Here is a 21,109-nt window from a genome sequence, read left to right on the forward strand (position 1 = left end):
TACACTGGACCGGGAGCTCAGGCGGTTAAATGACGGAAGAATCAGCGCCCACCCGGTCGGACCGCGTGGCGAACGAGAGGCGCGGCAGGCGCCGGAGCACGAAGCTCTTCGTGCGGGACATCATCATCATCTTCGTGGTGGCGGTCCTCGTGTCCTTCCTCATCAAAACCTTCGTGGTGCGGTCGTTCTACATCCCGTCGGCCTCTATGGAAAACACGCTCCAGATCAACGACCGGATCATCGTGAACGAGCTGGAGCCGTCCCTCGTTCCCATCAGCCACGGCGATGTGGTCGTTTTCCGCGATCCGGGCGGCTGGCTGCCGCCCCAGCCGCCGAGCACACAGAACCCATTAGCCGCTGCGATCGATTCGGCGCTCACCTTCATCGGTCTCTCGGCGGCGGACAGCAACGATCACCTGATCAAGCGAGTCATCGGGCTTCCGGGCGATCACGTCAAGTGCTGCAATGCGCTCGGGCAGATCTCGGTGAACGGCGTTCCGCTCAAGGAGCCGTACATCCTGATACCGCCCGGCCAGACGAAGGCCGCCACCGTCGACTTCGATGTGACTGTTCCCAAGGGCGAGCTCTGGGTGATGGGCGATAATCGGTACAACTCGCAAGACTCGTCGCGCAACCAGAACCTGCCGGGCAAGGGATTCGTGCCGATCGACCATGTCGTCGGTCGCGCGTTCGTCATCACCTGGCCGGTCAGCCGCTGGACGTGGCTCGACAACTATCCCGAGGTCTTCGCCGGAGTGGAGGACAGCAAGTGATGACGCCGATCAGCCCGACCCTCCGCTTCGAGAAGTCTCTCTACCGCGAAGGCGTCACCTCGATCATCGCCTGTGACGAGGTGGGCCGGGGTGCCCTCGCCGGCCCGGTGGCCGTCGGGATGGTGATGATCGACACGGCGGTGAAGCGGATGCCCACCGGGCTCCGCGACTCGAAGCTGCTTCCCGAGCCCGCTCGCGAGGCGCTGGAGCCGTATTGCCGCAAGTGGGTTCTGCACTCCGCAGTCGGACTGGCGAGCGCCGCGGAGGTCGACTCGCTCGGGATCATGCGCTGTCTGGGCCTGGCGGGAGCCCGTGCGCTGGCGCTGCTGGAGGAGGGTGGGGCGGACGTATCCACGAGCACGCTCATCCTCGACGGCAACTACGACTACCTCAACCCTGCGCTCTATCGGCCCGCCCGGGTCGTGACGCGGATCAAGGCGGACAGGGATTGCGCATCCGTCGCTGCCGCATCCGTGATCGCCAAAGTGCATCGCGACCGCATGATGATCGCGCACGACGTCGACTACCCAGGCTACGGCTGGGTCACCAACAAGGGATACTCCAGCCGGGAGCACTTCGACGCCATCGCGGAGCTCGGTCCGAGCGCGTTGCATCGCCTCACCTGGCTCAAGGAGGCAACGATGCTCGATCTTCCGGCATAGACTTGTCGGACGATGGATGATGACGAGTTCGACGACTACGACCGCGAGGTCGAGTTGGCCTTGTACCGCGAGTACCGAGACGTCGTCTCGCAGTTCAAGTACGTGATCGAGACCGAGCGTCGGTTCTACCTCGCCAACGAGGTCGAGTTCGTGCGCCGGGACACCGAGCACGACTTCTACTTCGAGCTGACCATGAACGATGTCTGGGTGTGGGACGTCTACCGCTCCGACCGCTTCGTGAAGTCGGTTCGTGTGCTGACGTTCAAAGACGTCAACATCGAGGAGTTGTCGAGCAAGGAGTTCGAACTCCCCAAGGAACTCGCGCTCGACGAGTAGCGCTCGGGTCTGGTGAGGTTCCTCCACAGGACGCCTTCTGACTGACCTTTCCACCGATCTTCTGCGCGCCACGCGCCGCCGCATCCCGCCCCCGAAGCTGGGTGCGGGAGGCAGAGATGGCAGCGAAAGACGATTTGGGCCGCCGAGGCGAGGCCGTCGCGGCGATGTGGTTCGAGCAGCACGGATACACGGTGATCGCCCGCAATTGGCGGTGCCGGGTGGGGGAGCTCGACCTCGTGCTCCAGCACGGCGAGACGACGGTGTTCGCCGAGGTGAAGACTCGCACGTCGGTGGCGTACGGGCATCCGTTTGAGGCGATCACCGCGCAGAAGCGTCGACGGCTCAGGCAGTTGGCCGCCGAGTGGTGCAGAGAAAACGAGCCAGGCGCAGGCGGAATCCGCGTGGATGCCGTCGCGGTCGTCGACGCGTGGAGCGCGGTGCCACAGGTCGAGCATCTGAGTGGGATCGCCTGATGTCGCTCGGGCGCACCTTCGCCATCGCCTTGAACGGGATCCACGGCGAGCTGGTCGAGGTCGAGGCGGATATCGCAGCCGGGCTGCCGATGTTCGTGCTGATCGGGCTGCCCGACACTGCGCTCGGAGAGTCGCGCAAACGTGTGGCGGCGGCGGCAGTCAATGCCGGGTGCCCACTCACGCAGCGCAAACTCACGGTCAACCTGTCGCCTGCCGCCCTGCGAAAGCAGGGATCCGCCTTCGATCTGGCGATCGCGATCGCTGCTCTCGCTGCTGCGGGAGACGTGTCGGGGGAGTCGACGGAGCGGGTTGTGCACCTCGGGGAGTTGGGACTCGACGGACGGCTGCGCCCCGTAACGGGAGTCCTGCCGGCTGTGCTGGCCGCGCGAGCCGCCGGGTTCGGGAGGGTGATGGTGCCGATCGCGAATCGTGACGAGGCCGATCTCGTCGATGGGATCGAGGTGACCGGGGTTTCGTCGCTGCGCGAAGCTGCCATTTGGCACGGCAGCGAACTCGAACCGGCGGATCCTGTTGAGCAGCCCGTCTTCGTCGCCTCGAACGAACCACCCGAACCGGCGGCCGAGCTGGACATGACAGAAGTCATCGGCAACGACGAGGTCGTGGACGCGCTGGTCGTCGCGGCAGCCGGGGGCCACCACGTCTCGATGATCGGCCCGCCCGGTGCGGGCAAGACAATGCTGGCGGCACGGCTGCCGAGCATCCTGCCCGACCTCACCGATGAGCAGGCGCTGGAGGTGAGTTCGATCCGATCGCTCGCGGGCGCGACGATCGGCAGGGAACTCGTCCGTCGACCGCCCTTCGAGGCCCCTCATCACACGGCATCGCCCGCTTCTCTAGTGAGCGGGGGCACGAATCGCATCGTCCCTGGTGCGATCGTGCGGGCATCTCACGGAGTCCTCTTCCTCGACGAGGCAGCCGAATTCAGATCGGGTGTTCTCGACGCACTGCGCCAGCCGCTCGAATCGGGGTCGATCACGATTCACCGGATGGTCGGTACGGCGGTCTTTCCGGCACGGTTCCAACTCGTGCTCGCCTCCAACCCGTGCCCGTGCGGCCTGTACGGATCACCGGATGAGGAGTGCACGTGCACACCGATCGTCCGTCGGCGCTATCTGGCGAAACTGTCCGGGCCTCTGCTCGACCGGGTCGACATCCGGCTCACCGTGCGTCGGCTCGGACTCGCGGCCCTGCGCGCGAGCGCAGACCCCTTGGATACGGATGCAGCAACGGAAGGCTCTCGCTCGCGCGGCCGTCCCGATGACGTGGCCGTCGTTCCTCCCCGCAGCAGTGGCGAGTTGCGTCAACGGGTGGTCGTCGCGCGGGCGGTGGCTGCTGAACGTCTCGTCGGCACAGCGTGGACCCGCAATTCGGACGTTCCGGGCAGCTGGCTCCGGGCACGTGGACGTCGGCTACCGCCGTCGGCGACGGCAGGTCTTGATCGAGCGCTCGAACGCGGCGCGTTGACGATGCGCGGCTACGACCGCACACTGCGACTCGCGTGGAGTCTGGCCGACCTCGATACGGCGTCAGCGCCCACCGCTCACCACTTGGGCGCGGCGCTCTATCTCCGCAGGGGGATCTCATGACGGGCTATCTCGGGCTCGAGCACCGCGAGCTCGCTCGCGTCCTCGGGCCGGTGACGTCGGCAGCGCTGAGCGTGGACCTGACTGACGGATCCGAACTGGAGAGCCGGTTCGCTGCGGCGGCGCTCTCGACCATCGTGGAACCAGGAGACACGGATGCGGTCCTTCTCATCGGAGCGCTCGGCGCCCCCACCGCGCTGACGGCAATCGTCGAGCGCTGGCCCGCTGTCCGGATCCTCGCTGCCGTCGCAGAGGTGGATGCAGGAGCGTCAGAGATGCTCTCCGGTCGCCCGCGCCCGCGGACTCGCGGAACCAACGCGCTAGAAAAGAGCGCGGAGGCTGCCATGCGGATCGAGGAGGCCGTTGAACGCTGGCTTCCACGGCTCTCACTGCGAACGGCGACACGATCGCTGGAGACGGCCGCCGGTGTGAATGCCGCCCTCGTCGTTCCCCTTGACCGGCTGTGGCCCACAGGCTTCGGAGACCTGGGCGATGGATCCCCGATTGCACTGTGGGTTCGCGGCGATGTCGATCGCTTGACGGCCTGCAATCGGTCGATCGCCCTCGTCGGTGCACGCGCCGACACCGGATATGGGGAGCACGTCGCCATGGAGTCGGCGGCCGGCCTCGCAGATCGCGGCTTCGCTATCGTGTCCGGGGGCGCATACGGAATCGACGGAGCCGCTCATCGTGCGACGCTGGCCAGCGACCAGACGACGATCGCGTTCCTCGCCGGGGGAGTCGACCGCCTCTACCCTGCGGGCCACACAGCCCTTCTCACTCGCATAGCCGAGCGCGGCCTGCTCGTTGGAGAGCTTCCGTGCGGCTCCGCACCGACGAAATGGCGGTTTCTCCAGCGGAACAGATTGATCGCAGCGGCGAGTCGGGCAACTGTCGTCGTCGAGGCGGGACGTCGGTCTGGATCACTGAACACGGCCGGTCACGCGGCAGCGATAGGTCGTCCACTCGGTGCCGTGCCAGGTCCGGTGACCTCGCCGGCATCGGCCGGATGCCATCGGCTGATCCAGGAATACGGCGCGGCATGTGTGACCTCGGCCTCCGAGATGGCCGAACTGGCTGGCATCGTCGCTTCACCCGAGAAGGGCGGCGAGAGCAGTCTCGCCTCGACGGACGGCGGATCGACAGACCACGGCGAGCGGGTCCGGATGCTCGATGCCCTGAGCCCACGAACGCCGCGTTCTGTGAACGAGCTCGCCGCTCGGGCGGGAATGTCGGACCGAGAGGCGGTCGCGATCCTCGGGCTCCTCGATCTGGAATCACTCGTCAGCGAACGCGATGCAGGCTGGGTCCGGGCGCCCCGCAGCCCTCGCTGATCAGTAGGGGCGACGGCGAGCCGACAACGTTCGCCCAATTCTCGCGGATCCGGCCGAACGGGCAGCCCGCGGGTGCGTCGCTCCCTGAAATCGGGCGCTGACGCGCGAGCCTAGAGGGGTGGAACTGCAGCGTGCGATCGAGGACTACACCGTGCACCTCGCGGTGGAGCGCGGATACTCGCCGCAGACCGTGCGCGCGTATCGCGCGGACCTCCACGGGTTCGCCGACTTCGCGGCGGCGAAAGGTCACCTCGCAACCGACGAGATCACGCTCGAACTCCTCCGCGACTGGTTGTGGACGGCCGCCCAGGAGGGTCGCTCGAAGGCGACACTCGCCCGGCGATCCGCTTCAGCACGAGGATTCACCGGCTGGCTGGCCCGCACCGGAAAGGAGACCAAGGACCCGGGGGCACGTCTCCGTTCCCCGAAACCCGACAAGACGTTGCCCCGGGTAGTGAATCGCGCCCAGATGGCCGGGATGCTCGACGGCCTGGCGACCAGGGCGGCTGACGGGGACCCGAGTGCATCCCGAGACCAGGCGGTGATCGAGCTCCTTTACGCCTCGGGGATCCGCGTGTCCGAGCTCACCGGACTCGACGTCGACGATGTCGACCTCGAGCGCTTGACCGTTCGCGTGCTCGGAAAGGGTTCCAAGGAGCGCGTCGTGCCCTTCGGTGTTCCGGCCCGGGATGCGTTGGTCGGGTATCTGCACGGCGCTCGGCGCGCGCTCGCAACCGCGGCTTCAGGGCCCGCGCTCTTCCTCGGCGCACGCGGCGGACGGCTCGGGACGAGGGCCGTGTACGAACTCGTCGCCGGCTTGCTGTCGGACATCCCCGGCGGCGGCCCCGCGGGTCCGCACGCGCTCCGGCACACGGCAGCGACGCATCTGCTCGACGGGGGCGCCGATCTGCGGGCGGTACAAGAGCTGCTCGGGCACGCCAGTCTCGGCACCACCCAGATCTACACGCATGTCTCGACGGAGCGTCTCAAAGAGAGCTACCGGATCGCGCATCCGCGAGCCTGACCACGCCGGATCGTCCGCTCGACCCAGAGGAAGAAGTATCGCCCGCGGAACGCGGTCGAAGAAGAGGAGGGGAGACACGTATGCACCGTCGATGCGCACTCCAACATGCAGGCAGCGTGCGTCGCAATGACCGCCGCCTCCGACCAAACCAATGAGGTCGCCTCGGCGCACTGTCGACCCGACACGGAGAGTTGAAGGCGCGGACATCGCGCCTGCGACCGGTTCATAGCTCGAGAGCACGCCTCGGCCGTGATCGATCGTCACCACCGGCCGATCCGCGACCATCCCGACGAAGTGCACCGTCCCATCGGCAGGGGCCGTCACCCGGTCGCCGGGTGCGGCCGTGAGGTCGATGCCGCGATGACCCGCGGCGTACCGAGTCGCGGGCGCCTCGAACCCGCGAACAACGGCATGCGGCTGCAGCGGCCACTCCCACTGCGTGCGTGCTCGCCGCGCCTGATCGTGCTGCGGAGACGCTCCGCTCCCGATGAACGCGACCAGCACCGTGCACGTCACGGCCAGCGCGATCGGCACGACTCTTCGCGCAGCGCTGAGCACGATCGCGCACGAACCGCGCATCCTGATTCCCATCAAACCGCCTCCATTTGAGCGCCACACTGACACGCCTATAGACGACCTGGTTGCGAATCGGGAGACCGGTGTGGAGCCCGATTCGTTTCAGCCCTGGGGAGGAAAGGACACGCACGCATCTGGGACTTGTCTGAATGTCCGTGCGGAGTAACTTGGAAATGCGGTTGTCCGATGCACCCTCCCGGCGTGTTCAGAGCCGCACCGGAACGCGAAGGGTCCCCATGTCTGACAGGCAGAGCAACACGCCAGCCTCTTCCGAGGAGAACTATCCCAAGCCCACCGGCGCGATGCGGCGCAAAGTCCTCGGCCTCGCCCTCGCGGCTGCGGTCGGCGGCTTCCTCTTCGGGTTCGACTCGTCCGTCGTCAACGGCGCCGTCGACTCCATCCAGCAGAACTTCGCCCTGAATGACTTCGTCAAGGGCTTCGTCGTCGCGATCGCGCTGCTCGGTTGCGCCGTCGGCGCGTACATCGCGGGTCGTCTCGCCGACCGTTGGGGTCGCATCAAGGTGATGCTGCTCGGGTCCATCCTCTTCTTCGCGAGCTCCATCGGAGCCGGCCTCGCCTTCTCCGTCTGGGATCTCGGCCTGTGGCGTGTGGTCGGTGGTCTCGGCATCGGCATCGCATCCGTCGTCGCCCCCGCATACATCGCGGAAATCGCACCCAAGCAGTCGCGGGGTGGTCTCGCATCACTGCAGCAGCTCGCGATCACGATCGGTATCTTCGTCGCTCTGCTCTCGGACGCCCTCCTCGCGGGCGTCGCCGGCGGCGCGTCGAACCAGCTGTGGTTCGGCCTCGAGGCCTGGCGCTGGATGTTCCTGGTCGGCGTGATCCCGTCGGTCGTCTACGGCATCCTCGCGCTGACGCTTCCCGAATCGCCGCGCTATCTGCTGGCGACAGGCAAGCACGACGAGGCCAGAGCGATCTTCGCCACCCTGGTGCCGGAGAGCGACATCGATCGCCAGATCGGCGACATCGAGCACTCGATCAGCGAGGACAAAGAAGGCCTCAAAGCCACTCTGCGCGGCAATCGCTTCGGGTTGAAACCGATCGTCTGGATCGGCATCATCCTGTCGGTGTTCCAGCAGTTCGTCGGCATCAACGTGATCTTCTACTACTCGACAACGCTCTGGAGGGCGGTGGGGTTCACCGAGAGCAACTCGTTGCTGATCACCGTCATCACCTCAGTGACCAACGTCGTGGTCACGATCGTCGCCATCCTCCTGGTCGACCGCATCGGGCGCCGCCCCATCCTGCTCACCGGCTCGATCGGTATGACCGTGTCGCTCGGGGCGATGGCGCTCGCCTTCGCGTTCTCGATCACGAACGACAAGGGCGACGTGAGCCTGCCCGGCGCTTGGGGGCCGATCGCGCTGATCGCAGCGAACGTCTTCGTTGTCTGCTTCGGTGCATCCTGGGGCCCACTCGTCTGGGTTCTGCTCGGCGAGATCTTCCCGACCAAGATCCGTGGAAAGGCGCTCGGTGTCGCTGCAGCGGCGCAGTGGATCGCCAACTTCCTGGTCACCGTCAGCTTCCCGCCGCTCGCGGCCTTCTCATTGCCGTTCACTTACGGTATGTACGCCGTGTTCGCCCTGCTCTCGTTCTTCTTCGTGTTCTGGAAGATCCCGGAGACGAACGGGATGGCGCTCGAGCAGGCGGAAACCCTGTTCGCCAACTCGGGCAAGAATCGCGGGCCGCAGGTGCGCTCCACCGGAGACATCGCCTGAGACGCATTCTGATAGGATGACTGCAGCACCTCGCTCGTCGGGGTGACTACGCGTGCCCACTCGGGTTCACGCCACATCCACCGGTCTTCACGTACCGCGGCTCATCGCCGTCGGGCCGAGGAGCGGATGTGTGCGCCGGGCACCAGGAGTGGCGGCCGACCGGCCGCCGCAGTCAACCGCAAGAGCATCCGCGCGCCGCGCGCCACGGATGCAAGAAAAGGAGAACGGCAAATGGCCGTTGTAACCATGCGCCAGCTGCTCGACAGCGGCGTCCACTTCGGACACCAGACCCGTCGCTGGAACCCGAAGATGAAGCGATTCATCCTCACGGAGCGCTCGGGCAGCTACATCATCGACCTGCAGCAGTCGCTGGCGTACATCGACAAGACGTACGAGTTCGTCCGCGAGACGGTCGCCCACGGCGGCACCATCCTCTTCGTCGGCACGAAGAAGCAGGCCCAGAACGCCATCGCCGAGCAGGCGACCCGCGTCGGCCAGCCCTACGTCAACCAGCGCTGGCTCGGTGGCCTCCTCACCAACTTCCAGACGGTGTCGAAGCGCCTCGCCCGCATGAAGGAGCTCGAGGAGCTGGACTTCGAAGGCACCACGAGTGGCTTCACCAAGAAGGAACTCCTCATCAAGAAGCGCGAGCTCGACAAGCTGCACAAGTCGCTCGGCGGCATCCGCAACCTGTCCAAGACGCCGAGCGCGCTCTGGGTCGTGGACACCAAGAAGGAGCACCTGGCGATCGACGAGGCCAAGAAGCTGGGCATCCCGGTCATCGGCATCCTCGACACCAACTGCGACCCCGACGAGGTCCAGTACCCGATCCCGGGTAACGACGACGCGATCCGTTCGGTGGGCCTGCTCACCCGCATCGTGGCCGACGCGGCCGCTGAGGGCCTGATCCAGCGCCACCAGAAGCCCGAAGAGGGTGCAGAGCCGGCCGAGCCGCTCGCCGAGTGGGAGGCAGAGCTCCTCGGTGCATCGGGCGAGGAGATCCAGTCCAGCGCCGAGACCGAGAAGGCCGCTGACGCCGACCTCGCCGAGGCCAAGGCGGACTCCGCCGAGGTCGTCGCCGAGGGCGAGGCTGTCGCCGAGGCCGTTGCCGAGGTCGAGTCCGCTGACGAGACCGCCGCCGTCGCCACCGACGACGCTACCGAGGCTGTCGTCGAGGCCACTGAGGCCGACGCCAAGTAATCCGTCTCACCAACGTCAATTTCGACAGAAGGTTCTCAAAAGAACATGGCAAACATCAGCATCGCTGACATCAAGGCCCTGCGCGAGCAGCTCGGCACGGGCATGGTCGACACGAAGAAGGCGCTCGAGGAAGCCGATGGCGACCTCGAGAAGGCCACCGAGATCCTGCGCCTGAAGGGTGCGAAGGGCAACGCGAAGCGTGCCGACCGCTCCACCAGCGAGGGACTCGTCGCGGCCAAGGAGAACGGCTCGACCGCAACGATGATCGAGCTCGCCTGCGAGACCGACTTCGTCGCCAAGGGTGACAAGTTCATCGCACTGGCCGACAAGGTCCTCGACGCCGTGAGCGCCGCAGGCGCCACCACGGTCGAAGAGGGTCTCGCGGCCGCCGCGGGCAGCCAGACCGTCGCCGAGCTCATCGGCGGCGAGGCCGCCATCCTCGGCGAGAAGGTGGAACTCCGCCGGATCGCCGTCGTCTCGGGCGAGCACTTCGCGATCTACCTGCACAAGACCTCCAAGGACCTGCCCCCGCAGGTCGGTGTCGTTCTCGGCTACGCCGGCGACGACGCGGAGACCGCGCGCAGCATCGCCCAGCACATCTCGTTCGCCAACCCGGAGTACCTCACCCGCGAGGACGTCCCCGCAGAGGCCGTCGAGAACGAGCGTCGCATCGTCGAGGAGATCTCGCGCAACGAGGGCAAGCCCGAGGCAGCACTGCCGAAGATCATCGAGGGTCGTCTCGGTGCGTACTTCAAGCAGGTCGCGCTCCTCGAGCAGGACTACGCCAAGGACAACAAGCTGAGCATCAGCCAGGTCGTCAAGGATGCGGGCATCACCGTTTCGGGCTTCGCCCGTTTCAAGGTCGGCGCCTAACAGCCTCATGAAGGAGTCCGGATCGTTCACACGATCCGGACTCCTTTTCTGTGCGCCCGGACTGCCCGACCGAGAAGGTCGGGTTCGACCGTCGGGCGTGCACGCACTAACTTTGAACGAGATCACCAACGGAAGGGCTCAGTGACGCATGTCGGAATCGAATAAGAGGCGCAGGGTTCTTCTCAAACTCTCCGGTGAGGCGTTCGGCGGGGGTCAGTTGGGAGTCAATCCCGACATCGTGAGTTCGATCGCGCGCGAGATCGCCGAGGCAGCGCAGGATGTCGAGGTCGCGATCGTCGTCGGCGGAGGTAACTTCTTCCGCGGCGCCGAGCTCTCGCAGCGCGGCATGGACCGCGGCCGCGCGGACTACATGGGGATGCTGGGCACCGTGATGAACGCCCTCGCGCTGCAGGACTTCCTCGAGCAGGCGGGCGCCGAGACGCGCGTACAGTCCGCGATCGCCATGACCCAGGTCGCCGAGCCGTACATCCCGCGCCGCGCGGAGCGCCACCTCGAGAAGGGACGCGTCGTCATCTTCGGCGCGGGGGCGGGACTTCCGTACTTCTCGACCGACACGGTCGCTGCGCAGAGAGCGCTCGAAATCGAGGCGGATGTGGTGCTCGTCGCCAAGAACGGCGTCGACGGCATGTATGACGACGACCCCCGCACCAATCCGGATGCGCGCAAGATCGACCAGATCAGCCACCAGCAGGCGCTCCAGCGCAACCTGAAGGCCGTCGACTCGACCGCTCTGAGCCTGTGCATGGACAACGGTATGCCGATGCGCATCTTCGGCATCGAGCCCGCCGGTAACGTGACCGCGGCGATCCTGGGCGCCGAGATCGGCACTCTGCTCGGCTAGCCGGGCAGGACGCCGAGGCCACGGGCTCTAGACTAGACACCGATTCACCGATTGAAGGAGAGACCGTGATCGCGGATGTGATTTCCGACGCCACCCAGCGCATGAGCAAGACCGTCGAGGCGGCGAAGGACGACTTCAGCACCGTGAGCGCCGGCCGCGCCAACCCCGCGCTGTTCCTGAAGGTGCTCGTGGACTACTACGGCTCTCCGACGCCGCTCGCTCAGCTCGCCGGGTTGCAGAACCCGGAGGCACGCGTTCTCCTCGTCACGCCGTACGACAAGTCAGCCCTGAAGGAGATCGAGAAGGCGATCGTCAACATGCCGAACCTGTCGGCGAACGTCGGCAACGACGGTGACATCGTTCGAGTGACGCTTCCCGAGCTCACGGAGGATCGCCGCAAGGATTTCGTCAAGCTCGTCCGTACCAAGGGTGAAGACGCCAAAGTCGCGATCCGCAACATCCGCCGCAAGGCCAAAGACGATCTGGACGCGCTGAAAAGCGAGGTCGGTGACGACGACGTGGCCCGCGGCGAGAAGGAGCTGGAGAACGTCACCCGTGCGCACGTCGACGCCGTGGATGAGGCGTTGAAGCGCAAGGAAGCCGAACTCCTCGAGGTTTAGGCATCCCTCATGACCAACGGCAGCTCCGGCGATCCGGGCACCCCGGCACAGCCGAAACGGGGCCGGGCGGCCTCGAAGGCCGAGTTCAGGGCCCAGGTGCAGGCCACACGGGCCGATCTGGAGCGCCAAGTACAGGCGCGCAAGGCGCAGCTCGACGCCACGAACGAGCGCATCGAGGCTCGCACCGGGCGCAATCTCATCCTGGCGATCCTGATCGGCCTGGGATTCGGGCTGCTCATGCTGTTCAGCCTGATCTTCGTCAAAGAGCTGTTCATGGTGGTCGTCGTCGCAGCGGCGGGTTTCGCGGCCCTCGAGCTCACGCAGGCCTTCCGCGGCGCTGGTCGGCTTGTTCCACGGGTCCCGACGGTCGTCGCGGCCGTGGTGATCGTTCCCGCCTCGTACTACCTGCACTCAGGCGGTCAGCTCGTCGCGCTCTCGGGGGGCATTCTCCTCGTCTGGGTGTGGCGGTTGATCGAGGAGGCCGCGCGGCCTCAGAAGGTCGGTGGCGCCCAGTTGCTGCGTGACCTGGGCTCCGGTGCGCTCGTGCAGCTCTACGTCGCCCTCCTGGCGAGCTTCGCGGTACTGCTCCTCGCGGAAGACGGCGGAGAGTGGTGGGTTCTGGCCTTCATCGTCCTAGTGGTCGCGGTCGACACCGGTGCGTACGTCAGCGGGCTCTCGTTCGGCAAGCATCCGATGGCCCCGACCATCAGCCCCAAGAAGACCTGGGAGGGATTCGCGGGCGCGGCTCTTGTGGCGATGGTCGCCGGCGTGCTCCTCGCGATTTTCATGATCGGTGAGGACTGGTGGTTCGGCATCGTCTTCGGCCTGGTGGTGCTGCTGACGGCCACGGTCGGCGACCTGGCCGAGTCGCTGATCAAGCGCGACCTCGGCATCAAGGACATGAGCTCGTGGCTGCCCGGGCACGGCGGCTTCCTCGACCGACTGGACTCGATCCTGCCGTCGGCCGCGGCCGCGTACGCGCTCTTCCTCATCTTCGGATGACACAATGGGGGAGTGAGCACCTTCCCCTTACTCGAAAGTCGAAGCTCGGCTACGACACCGAGCAGGTCGACGAGTTCCTGCAGTCCGCCCGCCGCGCGTACGACGGCGAGCGTTCCGCCGGCGGCACCCTGATGGCCGCGGACATCCGGCACACCGCCTTCGCCATGCAGAAGGGCGGATACTCGACGAGCCATGTGGATGCAGCTCTGGAACGCCTCGAAGACGCGTTCTCGGCCAGGGAACGGGAGGCCGCGCGCGCTCAGAAGGGCGACGGGGTCTGGTTCGAGGAGGCTCGTACGACGGCCCAGGTCATCCTGAACCGTCTGGCCCGTCCGCTGGGGCACCGATTCGATCGAGTGAGCATCTTCACCTACGGCTACAACCGGGCCGATGTCGACCGCTTCGCGGCGCGTCTTGTGCGGTATTTCCAAGACGCGAAACCGATGAGCGTCGACGAGGTGCGCACTGCGACTTTCCGCCCACAGCGCGGTGGATACAAGGAAATCCAGGTCGATCTGCTGCTCGACAGCGTGACGGATGTGATGCTGGCTGTTCGCTGAATGTGGGAGTCCCGTCTTGGTACTTCGCGATTCGTCCGTTATGGTTCTGTGATCGTGGGTAGACGAGAAGCAGAGATTGTTCCGCTGTCTCCGGCCAACCCGGTCGGCGTGGCTGTCAGGCGACCCCATGTGCGCTCCCGGGCTGTACTGCTGGGATTCGCGTTCACGGCCGCCGTCGGTTTCACTCTGGTGAGTGTCGTCGACCCGTATTCGGGCTCGGCGTCGACCCCGGCATACGCGGACACCGTCCAGCCGACGTCCCGTTTCGGGGATGCCCCTGTGCAGTCGCTGACCGCACCGGGCTCGTACACGATGGACATCACGCGTGAGGCTGTGAGCGTCAAGGAGAAGCCCAAGCCCGTCGTCGTCGCACCGGCGCCCGCTGCTCCGGCTAAGAAGAAGAGCACCGGCACGGCGCCCCCCGCTGGAGTCCCCGACCCCGGATCCGCGCAAGCCGCCGGATACGCGGCCGTCAAGGCACGCGGCTGGGGCGATGACCAGTTCAATTGCCTGGTGTCGCTCTGGAACAAGGAATCGCACTGGAACGTCTACGCGCAGAACAAGAGCAGCGGAGCGTACGGAATCCCGCAGGCGCTCCCGGGCAGCAAGATGGCGTCCGCTGGTCCCGACTGGCAGACGAGCGCGGCGACGCAGGTCGCTTGGGGTCTCGGCTATATCCAGGGCCGCTACCAGACGCCCTGTGGCGCATGGGCGCACTCGCAGAGCACCGGCTGGTACTGATCGCCTGAGCGGCACCTGACCTGACCTGGCTGCCGCGCCGATCGCCTGATCGCCCGGCCCGGGCATCCTGACGCCCCGCGTCGTCACGATAGCGTTTGACAATGGAATTCGCGCTGATCGGTGTCATCGGGATCGTCGTGCTCGTGGTCGTTTCGGCGTTCTCGAAACAGCTGGGGATCGCCGCTCCGCTGGTGCTCCTTGTCGTCGGCGTCGCCATCTCGTATCTGCCGTTCGTGCCCTCCGATTTCGTGGTGCCATCCTGGGTGATCCTCATGGCAGTACTGCCGCCCTTGTTGTATTCGGCGGCGATCCAGGTTCCCCTGATGGACTTCCGTCGGAATCTGGGGACGATCTCCATCCTCTCGGTCGTGCTCGTGATCGTGACGGCGCTCATCATCGGCTTCGTGCTGTACATGGTCTTCCCCGATCTCAATCTCGCCGCAGGCATCGCTCTGGGCGCTGTCGTCAGTCCGACGGATGCTGTGGCCGCCACCGCGGTCGCGAAACGACTCGGCCTCCCCAGCCGCATCGTGACTGTTCTCGAAGGCGAGAGCCTCGTGAATGACGCGTCTGCGCTTGTGCTGCTCAAGTCCTCACTGGCGGCGGCGGCTGCGACGGCAGCGGCCGTGAATTTCGGGGAGGTCGTCGGCCACTTCGCGCTCTCGGTGGTGATCGCGATCGCGGTCGGACTGGCCGTCGGCATTGTGACGGTGTTCGTGCGCTCGCGCCTCAACGATCCCGTTCTCGAGACGGCCATGTCGTTCGCCGTGCCCTTCATCGCGTACATCCCCGCGGAGAGCCTGGAGGCATCCGGAGTGCTCGCGGTCGTTGTGGCGGGTCTCTACACCGGCCACAACGCGGCGCGGAAGTTCAGCGCACAGGCCAGGATCGCTGAACGCCTCAACTGGCGCACCGTCCAGTTCGTGCTCGAGAACGGCGTGTTCCTCCTGATGGGCATCCAGCTGAAGTCGATCATCGCGGGCGTGGAGACGCATCCCGCGGGGTACGACGTGTGGGGGTGCATCCTGCTCGGGCTGCTCGTGTGCGTGCTCCTGCTCATCATCAGAGGCCTGTTCATCGTGCCGATCGTGCTGCGACTTCGGTCTGTGCAGCGCAGAGCAGGCGAGATGAGGGATCGTTTCGACGACGGGATCGATCGTCTGAAGGACAGGGGTCAGCCGGAAGATGAACGGGGTCAGCGTCGCTTCAGCCGGGTGACCCGCTATCTGGAGCGCCGCTCTGCAGACATCACCGACATGCAGGAGTCGTCCATCGGCTGGCGGGGCGGCGCCGTCCTCACCTGGGCGGGGATGCGCGGAGTCGTCACCCTCGCAGCCGCGCAGACGATCCCGCGCGAGACGCCGTACTCGTACCAACTGATCTTCATCGCGTTCGTCGTAGCCGTGATCACGCTGCTCGGCCAAGGCGGAACGCTTCCGTTGCTCATCCGCTGGCTGAAGGTGTCGGGCTCGGACGCTGTGGCCGATCGTCGTGAGCTGGCCACCCTGCTCGAAGAGCTCAGCGAGGCGGGCCTCGCCGCGCTCGAGCGACCCGATATCCCGCTCGCAGCAGGGCAGGAGGTGGACGAGGTCGTCGTGGAGCGCGTGCGCAAAGACACCCTTCTGCGTGTGGAGGCCGAATGGGAGCGTGCGGAATTCGACGAGTCCGACGAGGAGACGGTCGGTCCTCACCTGCAGTACCGGGCACTGCGGTCTCTCGTACTCGACGCCGAGCGCGAGGCTCTGCTCGAGGCGCGCAGCCGGGGCAACTACGCGTCGCGCATCCTGACCAAGGCCCAATCGATGCTCGACTTCGACGAGTCGCGGATGGCGCAGCGCGAGGGCGACGTCTAGCCCGATCTAGACTTGGATCATGCCGCGCAGCAATCGTCCGAAGGGTCGCCACGGCCGCGACGCTCGCGACGACGAGGAGGCGCAGGACCTGAGCCGCCTCATGACCGGCTGGCGACGCACCGAGGTGCGTCGCGGCGTTCTGTGGAATGTGCAGCCCGTCTCCGCTGCCCAAGCGCAGAAGAGCTACCTGTGTCCGGGATGCGGCCAGGAGATCACCGCGGGCGTGGCACACCTCGTCGCCTGGCGCGCCGACGGCGTGATGGGCGATGCCGCCGACGTCGCGGCCAGACGGCACTGGCACGGCCATTGCTGGAAGATCAGCTGAGGAGAAGGACAGACGTGACGACCGAGGCGATAGAGCCCATCGAGATCCGTGGCGGCGTCGAGCTGCCGGCGCGCCGGGAGGACATCGAGCTGCACACGAGCGACGGTCTCACCCTCGTCGGTGAGCTCGCCAGCCCGCTCGACCGGCCGCCTGTAGCGACGCTGGTCACCCTCCACCCGCTTCCGACGGGCGGTGGGTTCATGGATTCGCACATCCTGCGGAAGGCCGCCGGGCGTCTGCCCGCGCTGGCCGACATCGCCGTGCTTCGCTTCAACACGCGCGGAACGAAGTCGCCGCGTGGCACGAGCGATGGACAGTTCTCCCAAGGGGTCGACGAGCGGTTGGATGTGGAGGCCGCGATGGCGTTCGTCGCGGAGCGCGGCTTGCCGCACCCGTGGCTGGTCGGTTGGTCGTTCGGCACCGAGCTCGCGCTCATGTACGGCCGTCAGTTCCCGGTCGACGGTGTGATCCTCCTGTCACCTCCGCTGCACCGGGCGACGCCGGAGCATCTCGCGGCGTGGGCGGGGGACGAGCGCCCTATCGTCGCGCTCATCCCGGAGCACGATGACTATCTGAAACCGGATGCTGCGGCCGAGGCCTTCGCGCCGCTCCCGCAGATCGAACTGGTCGAGGTCGCCGGCGGAAAGCACCTGTGGGTGGGGGAGAGCCAGACGCGCCGTGTGCTGGACGAGATCGTCTCCCGCGTCAATCCGTCGGCTTTACCTCTGCCGACGACTTGGCCGGCCGCCTGACGGCTTCTGAACGGGCCTCTACGGCCCCGACCGGCTCTGACCGCCGAACCACCCGGTCCGGGCACTGAAGCGCGCTAGAGCTCGTTCTGGCGCGGGATGACCACCTGTTTGATCACCAGCAGGATGGACGCGGCGAACGGGATGGCGATGAGCGCCCCGAGGATGCCGAGCAGTGTTCCGCCGGCCAGCGCTGCCACGACGACGAGTGCGCCCGGCACGGAGACCGCGCGATTCATGATTCGTGGACTGAGTACGTAGGCCTCGACCTGCATGTAGATGATGTAGTAGATCGCCGCCGCGATCGCCGTAGGAGGCCCGGACAACAGGCAGACGGCCACGATGATGACGGAACCCGTGATCGTGCCCACCAGAGGGATCAGCGAGAAGAAGAAGGCGACGGACGCGAGCAGGATCGGGAACCGCGCGCCGATGATGCTCAGGAAGATCAGGCTGAGCACGCCGTTCACCAGTGCGAGCGCGAACTGACCCATGACGTACTTGCCGACCGAGTCGGTGATCTGGTCGCCCAGGTCGGAGAACCGCGCTCGCTTCGACGCCGGAACAAGCTGATAGGTCGCGCGCTTCAGGCTCGGCAGGGAAGCCGTGAAATAGATGGTCAGGATGATGACGATGATTCCGCCGAACACGCCGCTGACGATGCCGACACCGGTCTGCACGATCGTGCCCGTGATGTTCGGCAGGTTCTTCTGCAGCCAGTCGGTCGCGGCGTTGATGTTCGAATCGTTGATGATCCCGGGGATCTGGTGCTGCAGATCGGTGAACCACTGCTCGGCACCGCCGTTGTTGACCCAGTTGACGATGCCCGTGATCAGCTGCGTCAGCTGGTCGACGGCTACCGGGACGATCGCCCAGATGAGGCCGGCGAGGGCGCCGAGGATGACGACGAGGGTGAGCAGGAGGGCCGCCCAGCGGGGGAACTTGTGCCGTTCGAGGAACGAGATCATCGGCTCGATGCCGAGCGCGATGAAGAGCGCTGCACCGATGTACGTGATGATCGTCGCCAGATTGACGACCGACATGAGGATCAAGACCCCGAGCCCGACACCGAGTGTTCCGATGAGGCCGACGCGGAACGGGTTCAGGATCTTCATGGGGCCCCCTCGAGCGGTTTATCCGTTGCTGTCGGCGGAGACCCGCTCCGCCTGCTGCAGAACGCCCCGAAGGTTTTCGAAATATCCAGCGACAGCTTCGCGCTCAATCCTAATCTGCGCCAGTCGCTCCTCTGCGTCGGCGACCAGGCGTTGCGTGCGTTCCTCGGCCTCCTCGATGAGCGCCGCTGCGCGGTCCTCGGCGGAGGAGACGATGTCGGCCGCCGTGGCCTCGGCCTCCTTGCGCGCGTTCTTGACCGTGACCCGGGCCTCTGCCTCGAACGTGTCCGACTCGGTTCGCGCTTGAGTCGTGCGCTTGATCGCCTCGGCGAGCTGTTGGTTGGCCTCGTCGAGGTACTTCTGGGTCTGGGCGACGGCCTCCTGGTGGCGGCTGAGGTAGTCCTTCTCGGCCTCGTCGCGGCGAGCCTTCAGTTCGACGTCGAGGTCGATACGGGCCTGCTCGATCTCGCGGGTCTTGGCCTCGACCTCTTCGAGGGTCTGGCGCCGGATGGCCGTGAGCTCGGTATCCAGAGCCGAACGTGCCTGAACGCTCTCCTGATCGAACTTGCTGCGCAGCTCCGCTAGCTCGGTCTCGAGCGCGGTGCGTGCCTCGGCGATATCGCGGGCGAGCGCGGCGCGAGCTTCGGCGGTGTCGCGTTCGAACTTGACGCGCGCCTGCTGGGTCTCGTTGGCGAGCGTGACGCGGATTTCTTCCGCCTCGGCTTCGAGGGTCACGCGCTGCTGTTCGCGATCGTTCGCGAGTGCGTTCGCCGTGGACTCGCGCTGATCGGCGAGGTCGACAGCAGTGCGGCGGACGTCCTCCGCGAGGGTGCCCTGGATGCGTTCCGTCTCTTCGGCGAGCGAGGACTTCGTCTGCTCGACCTCGGCCGCGAGCGCGGATTTGGTTTGCTCGACCTCGGCGGCGAGGGCGGATTTGGTCTGCTCGACCTCGGCCGCGAGCGCTGACTTGGTCTGCTCGACCTCGGCGGTCAGCGCTGTCTTGGTCTGTATCACTTCGGCGGCAAGGGCCGATTTGGTCTGCTCGACCTCGGCGGCGAGTCCTGCCCGGGTGGACGTCACCTCGGCCTCGAGCTCGGACTTGGCGTTCGCGACCTCGGTGGCGACCGTCGACCGCTCTCTGGCCACATCCTCGGCGAGCGAGCTGCGGGTGCGATCGACCTCGGAGGCGAGTTCGGCGCGGAGCTGTGCCGCCTCATCCTGCAGCTCGCTCCTCTGCTTCTCGGCGTCGGCTTCGAGCTCGCGGTGCTGCTGCGCGACCTCGGCCTCGAGCTCGCGTCGCTGCTTGTCGGCCTCGGCGGCGAGATCGGCGCGTGTCTGCTCGACCTGGGCGGCAAGACTTTTCGCCGTCTGCTCGCGGTCGGCGGCCAGCGAGGCCGCGGTCGTAGCGCGGTCGGATGCGAGCTGGGCCGTCGTCTGCGTCACTTCGGCTTCGAGAGCAGTCGTCTCGCGGAGGACCTTGTCGGCGAGTTCGCTCTCCGTGCGTTCGACGTTCGCAGCGAGTTCGCTCGTGGTGCGGGTGACCTCGTCGGCGAGTGCGCTCTTCGTGCGCTCGACCTCGTCGGCGAGTTCGCTCCTGGTGCGGGTGACCTCGTCGGCAAGGGCGGACCTGGTCTGCTCCACGTCGGCGTCGAGTTCTCGACGGCTCTGCTCGACCTCGAGTGCAAGCGCCTTCTTGGTCTGCTCCACTTCGGTCTGCAGGGCGAGGCGGGTCGACGTCGACTCGTTCTCGAGGTCTGCCCGAGTCTGTGCGGCCTCGGCGGCGAGCGACGCACGCTGACGCTCGACCTCGTCGGCAAGATCGGCACGCGCCTGCGCGGCCTCGGCGGCGAGGGCGTTGCGTGTCTCGTTCTGCTCGGCCTCCAGCGCGTTCTTGGTCTCCGCGACCTGGCGGGCGAGATCGAGTCTGGTCTGCTCCGAATCGCGCTCGAACGCGGCGCGGTCGGCTGCGAACTCAGCGGTGAGCTCGGCGCGACGGGTCTCGATCTCGTGTCCGAGCTGTGCGGCCTCAGCCCGGGCAGCTTCCGCCTCGCGGCTGGCGACGACCTTGAGCTCGGCCGCCTCGCGATCGGCCTCGGCCCGCACTGCCGACGATTCACGCTTGCTGGTCGCCCGGAGCTCCGCGGCCTCGGTGGCCACGGCGCCACGGATGGCTGCCGCCTCGCGGAGAGCGTCGGTCACGAGGGTCTCTTTGTCGGCATTCGCCTTCGCGAGGATCTCGGCGGACTCGATCTGAGCGTCCTCGAGAGCCGTCGTGGCACGGGCGCGGGCGTCGGCGAGGATTCGCTCCGCCTGCGCAGCCGCCGTCGACTTGATCTTCTCGACCTCGGCGGAGATGCCGCTGCGCAGCTTCTCGGCATCGATGTCGGCCTGGGCGATCAGGCGGGTGGACTGCTCCTCCGCCACCCGCAGGGTGTTCTCGAGCTTGGTGCCGAGACCGGAGAACGTAGGGCTGCCGACCTCTTCGATCTCAGCGTTGAGCTCGTCGACTCGCGCCTGGAGCCTCTTGTTCTCCTTGACGGAGTCCGCCGACTGGGTGTTCGACTTGATGAGCTCGCGACGGAGCTCCTGGATGGCTTTGTCGACCTCATCCTTGTCGTACCCGCGGAAGACCTGGGTGAAGTTCGATTCGTCGGTGGCCACTGTTGTCTCTCCTGAAGTCCGAAGGCGCGC

General features: G+C 66.5%; 20 protein-coding genes and 1 pseudogene. 18 read left to right on the plus strand and 3 right to left on the minus strand.

The window, feature by feature from the left end; translation table 11 throughout:
* Positions 1-29: 29 nt before the first annotated feature.
* The 7 genes from lepB (at position 30) to ACQ86A_RS10260 (ending at position 6,206) form a co-directional block, all read left to right on the plus strand.
* Positions 30-773 carry a signal peptidase I gene (gene lepB / locus ACQ86A_RS10230; protein ID WP_431276988.1) on the plus strand — a complete coding sequence of 248 codons (744 nt, stop codon included), beginning with the start codon at positions 30-32 and terminating at the stop codon, positions 771-773.
* Positions 773-1,435: a ribonuclease HII gene (locus ACQ86A_RS10235; RefSeq protein WP_431276989.1), complete on the plus strand. Its 663-nt coding sequence runs from the start codon at positions 773-775 to the stop codon at positions 1,433-1,435. The genes lepB and ACQ86A_RS10235 overlap by 1 nt, the downstream gene beginning before the upstream one ends.
* A gap of 12 nt (positions 1,436-1,447) precedes the next feature.
* Positions 1,448-1,771, plus strand: a complete 324-nt coding sequence (locus ACQ86A_RS10240; protein WP_387059588.1) for a DUF2469 family protein — start codon at positions 1,448-1,450, stop codon at positions 1,769-1,771.
* A 116-nt stretch (positions 1,772-1,887) separates the two neighbouring features.
* Entirely contained in the window at positions 1,888-2,244 is a 357-nt protein-coding gene (locus ACQ86A_RS10245; protein WP_431276990.1) for a YraN family protein, read from the plus strand.
* Positions 2,244-3,851 (plus strand): YifB family Mg chelatase-like AAA ATPase, encoded by a 1,608-nt coding sequence (locus tag ACQ86A_RS10250; protein ID WP_431276991.1) that lies wholly within the window; start codon positions 2,244-2,246, stop codon positions 3,849-3,851. The genes ACQ86A_RS10245 and ACQ86A_RS10250 overlap by 1 nt, the downstream gene beginning before the upstream one ends.
* Positions 3,848-5,182 (plus strand): DNA-processing protein DprA, encoded by a 1,335-nt coding sequence (gene dprA, locus ACQ86A_RS10255; RefSeq protein ID WP_431276992.1) that lies wholly within the window; start codon positions 3,848-3,850, stop codon positions 5,180-5,182. The genes ACQ86A_RS10250 and dprA overlap by 4 nt, the downstream gene beginning before the upstream one ends.
* Positions 5,183-5,300: 118 nt before the next feature.
* Positions 5,301-6,206: a tyrosine recombinase XerC gene (locus tag ACQ86A_RS10260; RefSeq protein WP_431276993.1), complete on the plus strand. Its 906-nt coding sequence runs from the start codon at positions 5,301-5,303 to the stop codon at positions 6,204-6,206.
* 129 nt (positions 6,207-6,335) lie between these two features.
* Here ACQ86A_RS10260 and ACQ86A_RS10265 read toward each other — a convergent pair.
* Positions 6,336-6,797 (minus strand): annotated as a pseudogene (locus tag ACQ86A_RS10265) (peptidoglycan DD-metalloendopeptidase family protein); the annotation flags it as partial.
* A 287-nt stretch (positions 6,798-7,084) separates the two neighbouring features.
* Between ACQ86A_RS10265 and ACQ86A_RS10270 the strand changes: the two are divergent.
* From ACQ86A_RS10270 to ACQ86A_RS10320, 11 genes are all read left to right on the plus strand, one after another.
* Entirely contained in the window at positions 7,085-8,521 is a 1,437-nt protein-coding gene (locus ACQ86A_RS10270) for a sugar porter family MFS transporter (protein ID WP_431280421.1), read from the plus strand.
* A 231-nt stretch (positions 8,522-8,752) separates the two neighbouring features.
* Entirely contained in the window at positions 8,753-9,721 is a 969-nt protein-coding gene (gene rpsB / locus ACQ86A_RS10275) for a 30S ribosomal protein S2 (protein ID WP_431276994.1), read from the plus strand.
* Positions 9,722-9,766: 45 nt separating this feature from the next.
* Complete coding sequence (gene tsf / locus ACQ86A_RS10280; protein WP_431276995.1) at positions 9,767-10,594, plus strand: translation elongation factor Ts; 828 nt, start codon at positions 9,767-9,769, stop codon at positions 10,592-10,594.
* A gap of 148 nt (positions 10,595-10,742) precedes the next feature.
* The gene (gene pyrH / locus ACQ86A_RS10285) at positions 10,743-11,456 is read left to right on the plus strand and encodes a UMP kinase (RefSeq protein ID WP_431276996.1); all 714 of its coding nucleotides are present in this window, start codon (positions 10,743-10,745) and stop codon (positions 11,454-11,456) included.
* Between the two features lie 65 nt (positions 11,457-11,521).
* A complete protein-coding gene (frr, locus tag ACQ86A_RS10290; RefSeq protein ID WP_431276997.1) occupies positions 11,522-12,076 on the plus strand; it encodes a ribosome recycling factor in 555 nt (184 codons plus the stop codon).
* A gap of 9 nt (positions 12,077-12,085) precedes the next feature.
* The gene (locus ACQ86A_RS10295) at positions 12,086-13,078 is read left to right on the plus strand and encodes a phosphatidate cytidylyltransferase (RefSeq protein WP_431276998.1); all 993 of its coding nucleotides are present in this window, start codon (positions 12,086-12,088) and stop codon (positions 13,076-13,078) included.
* Positions 13,075-13,638, plus strand: coding sequence for a DivIVA domain-containing protein (locus ACQ86A_RS10300; protein WP_431276999.1), 564 nt, complete (start codon positions 13,075-13,077; stop codon positions 13,636-13,638). Before ACQ86A_RS10295 ends, ACQ86A_RS10300 begins: the two co-directional genes overlap by 4 nt.
* A gap of 54 nt (positions 13,639-13,692) precedes the next feature.
* Positions 13,693-14,379 (plus strand): lytic transglycosylase domain-containing protein, encoded by a 687-nt coding sequence (locus ACQ86A_RS10305; protein ID WP_431277000.1) that lies wholly within the window; start codon positions 13,693-13,695, stop codon positions 14,377-14,379.
* A gap of 101 nt (positions 14,380-14,480) precedes the next feature.
* A complete protein-coding gene (locus ACQ86A_RS10310; RefSeq protein ID WP_431277001.1) occupies positions 14,481-16,232 on the plus strand; it encodes a cation:proton antiporter in 1,752 nt (583 codons plus the stop codon).
* 19 nt (positions 16,233-16,251) lie between these two features.
* Complete coding sequence (locus tag ACQ86A_RS10315) at positions 16,252-16,557, plus strand: hypothetical protein (protein ID WP_431277002.1); 306 nt, start codon at positions 16,252-16,254, stop codon at positions 16,555-16,557.
* A gap of 38 nt (positions 16,558-16,595) precedes the next feature.
* Positions 16,596-17,309, plus strand: a complete 714-nt coding sequence (locus ACQ86A_RS10320) for an alpha/beta hydrolase (RefSeq protein WP_431280422.1) — start codon at positions 16,596-16,598, stop codon at positions 17,307-17,309.
* A gap of 74 nt (positions 17,310-17,383) precedes the next feature.
* Here the strand turns inward: ACQ86A_RS10320 and ACQ86A_RS10325 are convergent, their stop codons facing one another.
* Positions 17,384-18,421 (minus strand): AI-2E family transporter, encoded by a 1,038-nt coding sequence (locus ACQ86A_RS10325; RefSeq protein WP_431277003.1) that lies wholly within the window; start codon positions 18,419-18,421, stop codon positions 17,384-17,386.
* An 18-nt stretch (positions 18,422-18,439) separates the two neighbouring features.
* A complete protein-coding gene (locus ACQ86A_RS10330) occupies positions 18,440-21,079 on the minus strand; it encodes a hypothetical protein (protein WP_431277004.1) in 2,640 nt (879 codons plus the stop codon).
* Between the last annotated feature and the right edge of the window lie 30 nt (positions 21,080-21,109).

The organism is Leifsonia poae (assembly GCF_050632195.1).
GTDB lineage: Bacteria > Actinomycetota > Actinomycetes > Actinomycetales > Microbacteriaceae > Leifsonia > Leifsonia poae_C.

What these genes read in the sequence shown, in the direction of transcription:
- lepB (WP_431276988.1), top strand. Translation starts at nt 30, where the DNA reads ATGACGGAAGAATCAGCGCCCACCCGGTCGGACCGCGTGGCGAACGAG.
- ACQ86A_RS10235 (WP_431276989.1), top strand. Translation starts at nt 773, where the DNA reads ATGACGCCGATCAGCCCGACCCTCCGCTTCGAGAAGTCTCTCTACCGC.
- ACQ86A_RS10240 (WP_387059588.1), top strand. Translation starts at nt 1,448, where the DNA reads ATGGATGATGACGAGTTCGACGACTACGACCGCGAGGTCGAGTTGGCC.
- ACQ86A_RS10245 (WP_431276990.1), top strand. Translation starts at nt 1,888, where the DNA reads ATGGCAGCGAAAGACGATTTGGGCCGCCGAGGCGAGGCCGTCGCGGCG.
- ACQ86A_RS10250 (WP_431276991.1), top strand. Translation starts at nt 2,244, where the DNA reads ATGTCGCTCGGGCGCACCTTCGCCATCGCCTTGAACGGGATCCACGGC.
- dprA (WP_431276992.1), top strand. Translation starts at nt 3,848, where the DNA reads ATGACGGGCTATCTCGGGCTCGAGCACCGCGAGCTCGCTCGCGTCCTC.
- ACQ86A_RS10270 (WP_431280421.1), top strand. Translation starts at nt 7,085, where the DNA reads ATGCGGCGCAAAGTCCTCGGCCTCGCCCTCGCGGCTGCGGTCGGCGGC.
- rpsB (WP_431276994.1), top strand. Translation starts at nt 8,753, where the DNA reads ATGGCCGTTGTAACCATGCGCCAGCTGCTCGACAGCGGCGTCCACTTC.
- tsf (WP_431276995.1), top strand. Translation starts at nt 9,767, where the DNA reads ATGGCAAACATCAGCATCGCTGACATCAAGGCCCTGCGCGAGCAGCTC.
- pyrH (WP_431276996.1), top strand. Translation starts at nt 10,743, where the DNA reads ATGTCGGAATCGAATAAGAGGCGCAGGGTTCTTCTCAAACTCTCCGGT.
- ACQ86A_RS10295 (WP_431276998.1), top strand. Translation starts at nt 12,086, where the DNA reads ATGACCAACGGCAGCTCCGGCGATCCGGGCACCCCGGCACAGCCGAAA.
- ACQ86A_RS10300 (WP_431276999.1), top strand. Translation starts at nt 13,075, where the DNA reads ATGACACAATGGGGGAGTGAGCACCTTCCCCTTACTCGAAAGTCGAAG.
- ACQ86A_RS10310 (WP_431277001.1), top strand. Translation starts at nt 14,481, where the DNA reads ATGGAATTCGCGCTGATCGGTGTCATCGGGATCGTCGTGCTCGTGGTC.
- ACQ86A_RS10315 (WP_431277002.1), top strand. Translation starts at nt 16,252, where the DNA reads ATGCCGCGCAGCAATCGTCCGAAGGGTCGCCACGGCCGCGACGCTCGC.
- ACQ86A_RS10325 (WP_431277003.1), bottom strand. Translation starts at nt 18,421, where the DNA reads ATGAAGATCCTGAACCCGTTCCGCGTCGGCCTCATCGGAACACTCGGT.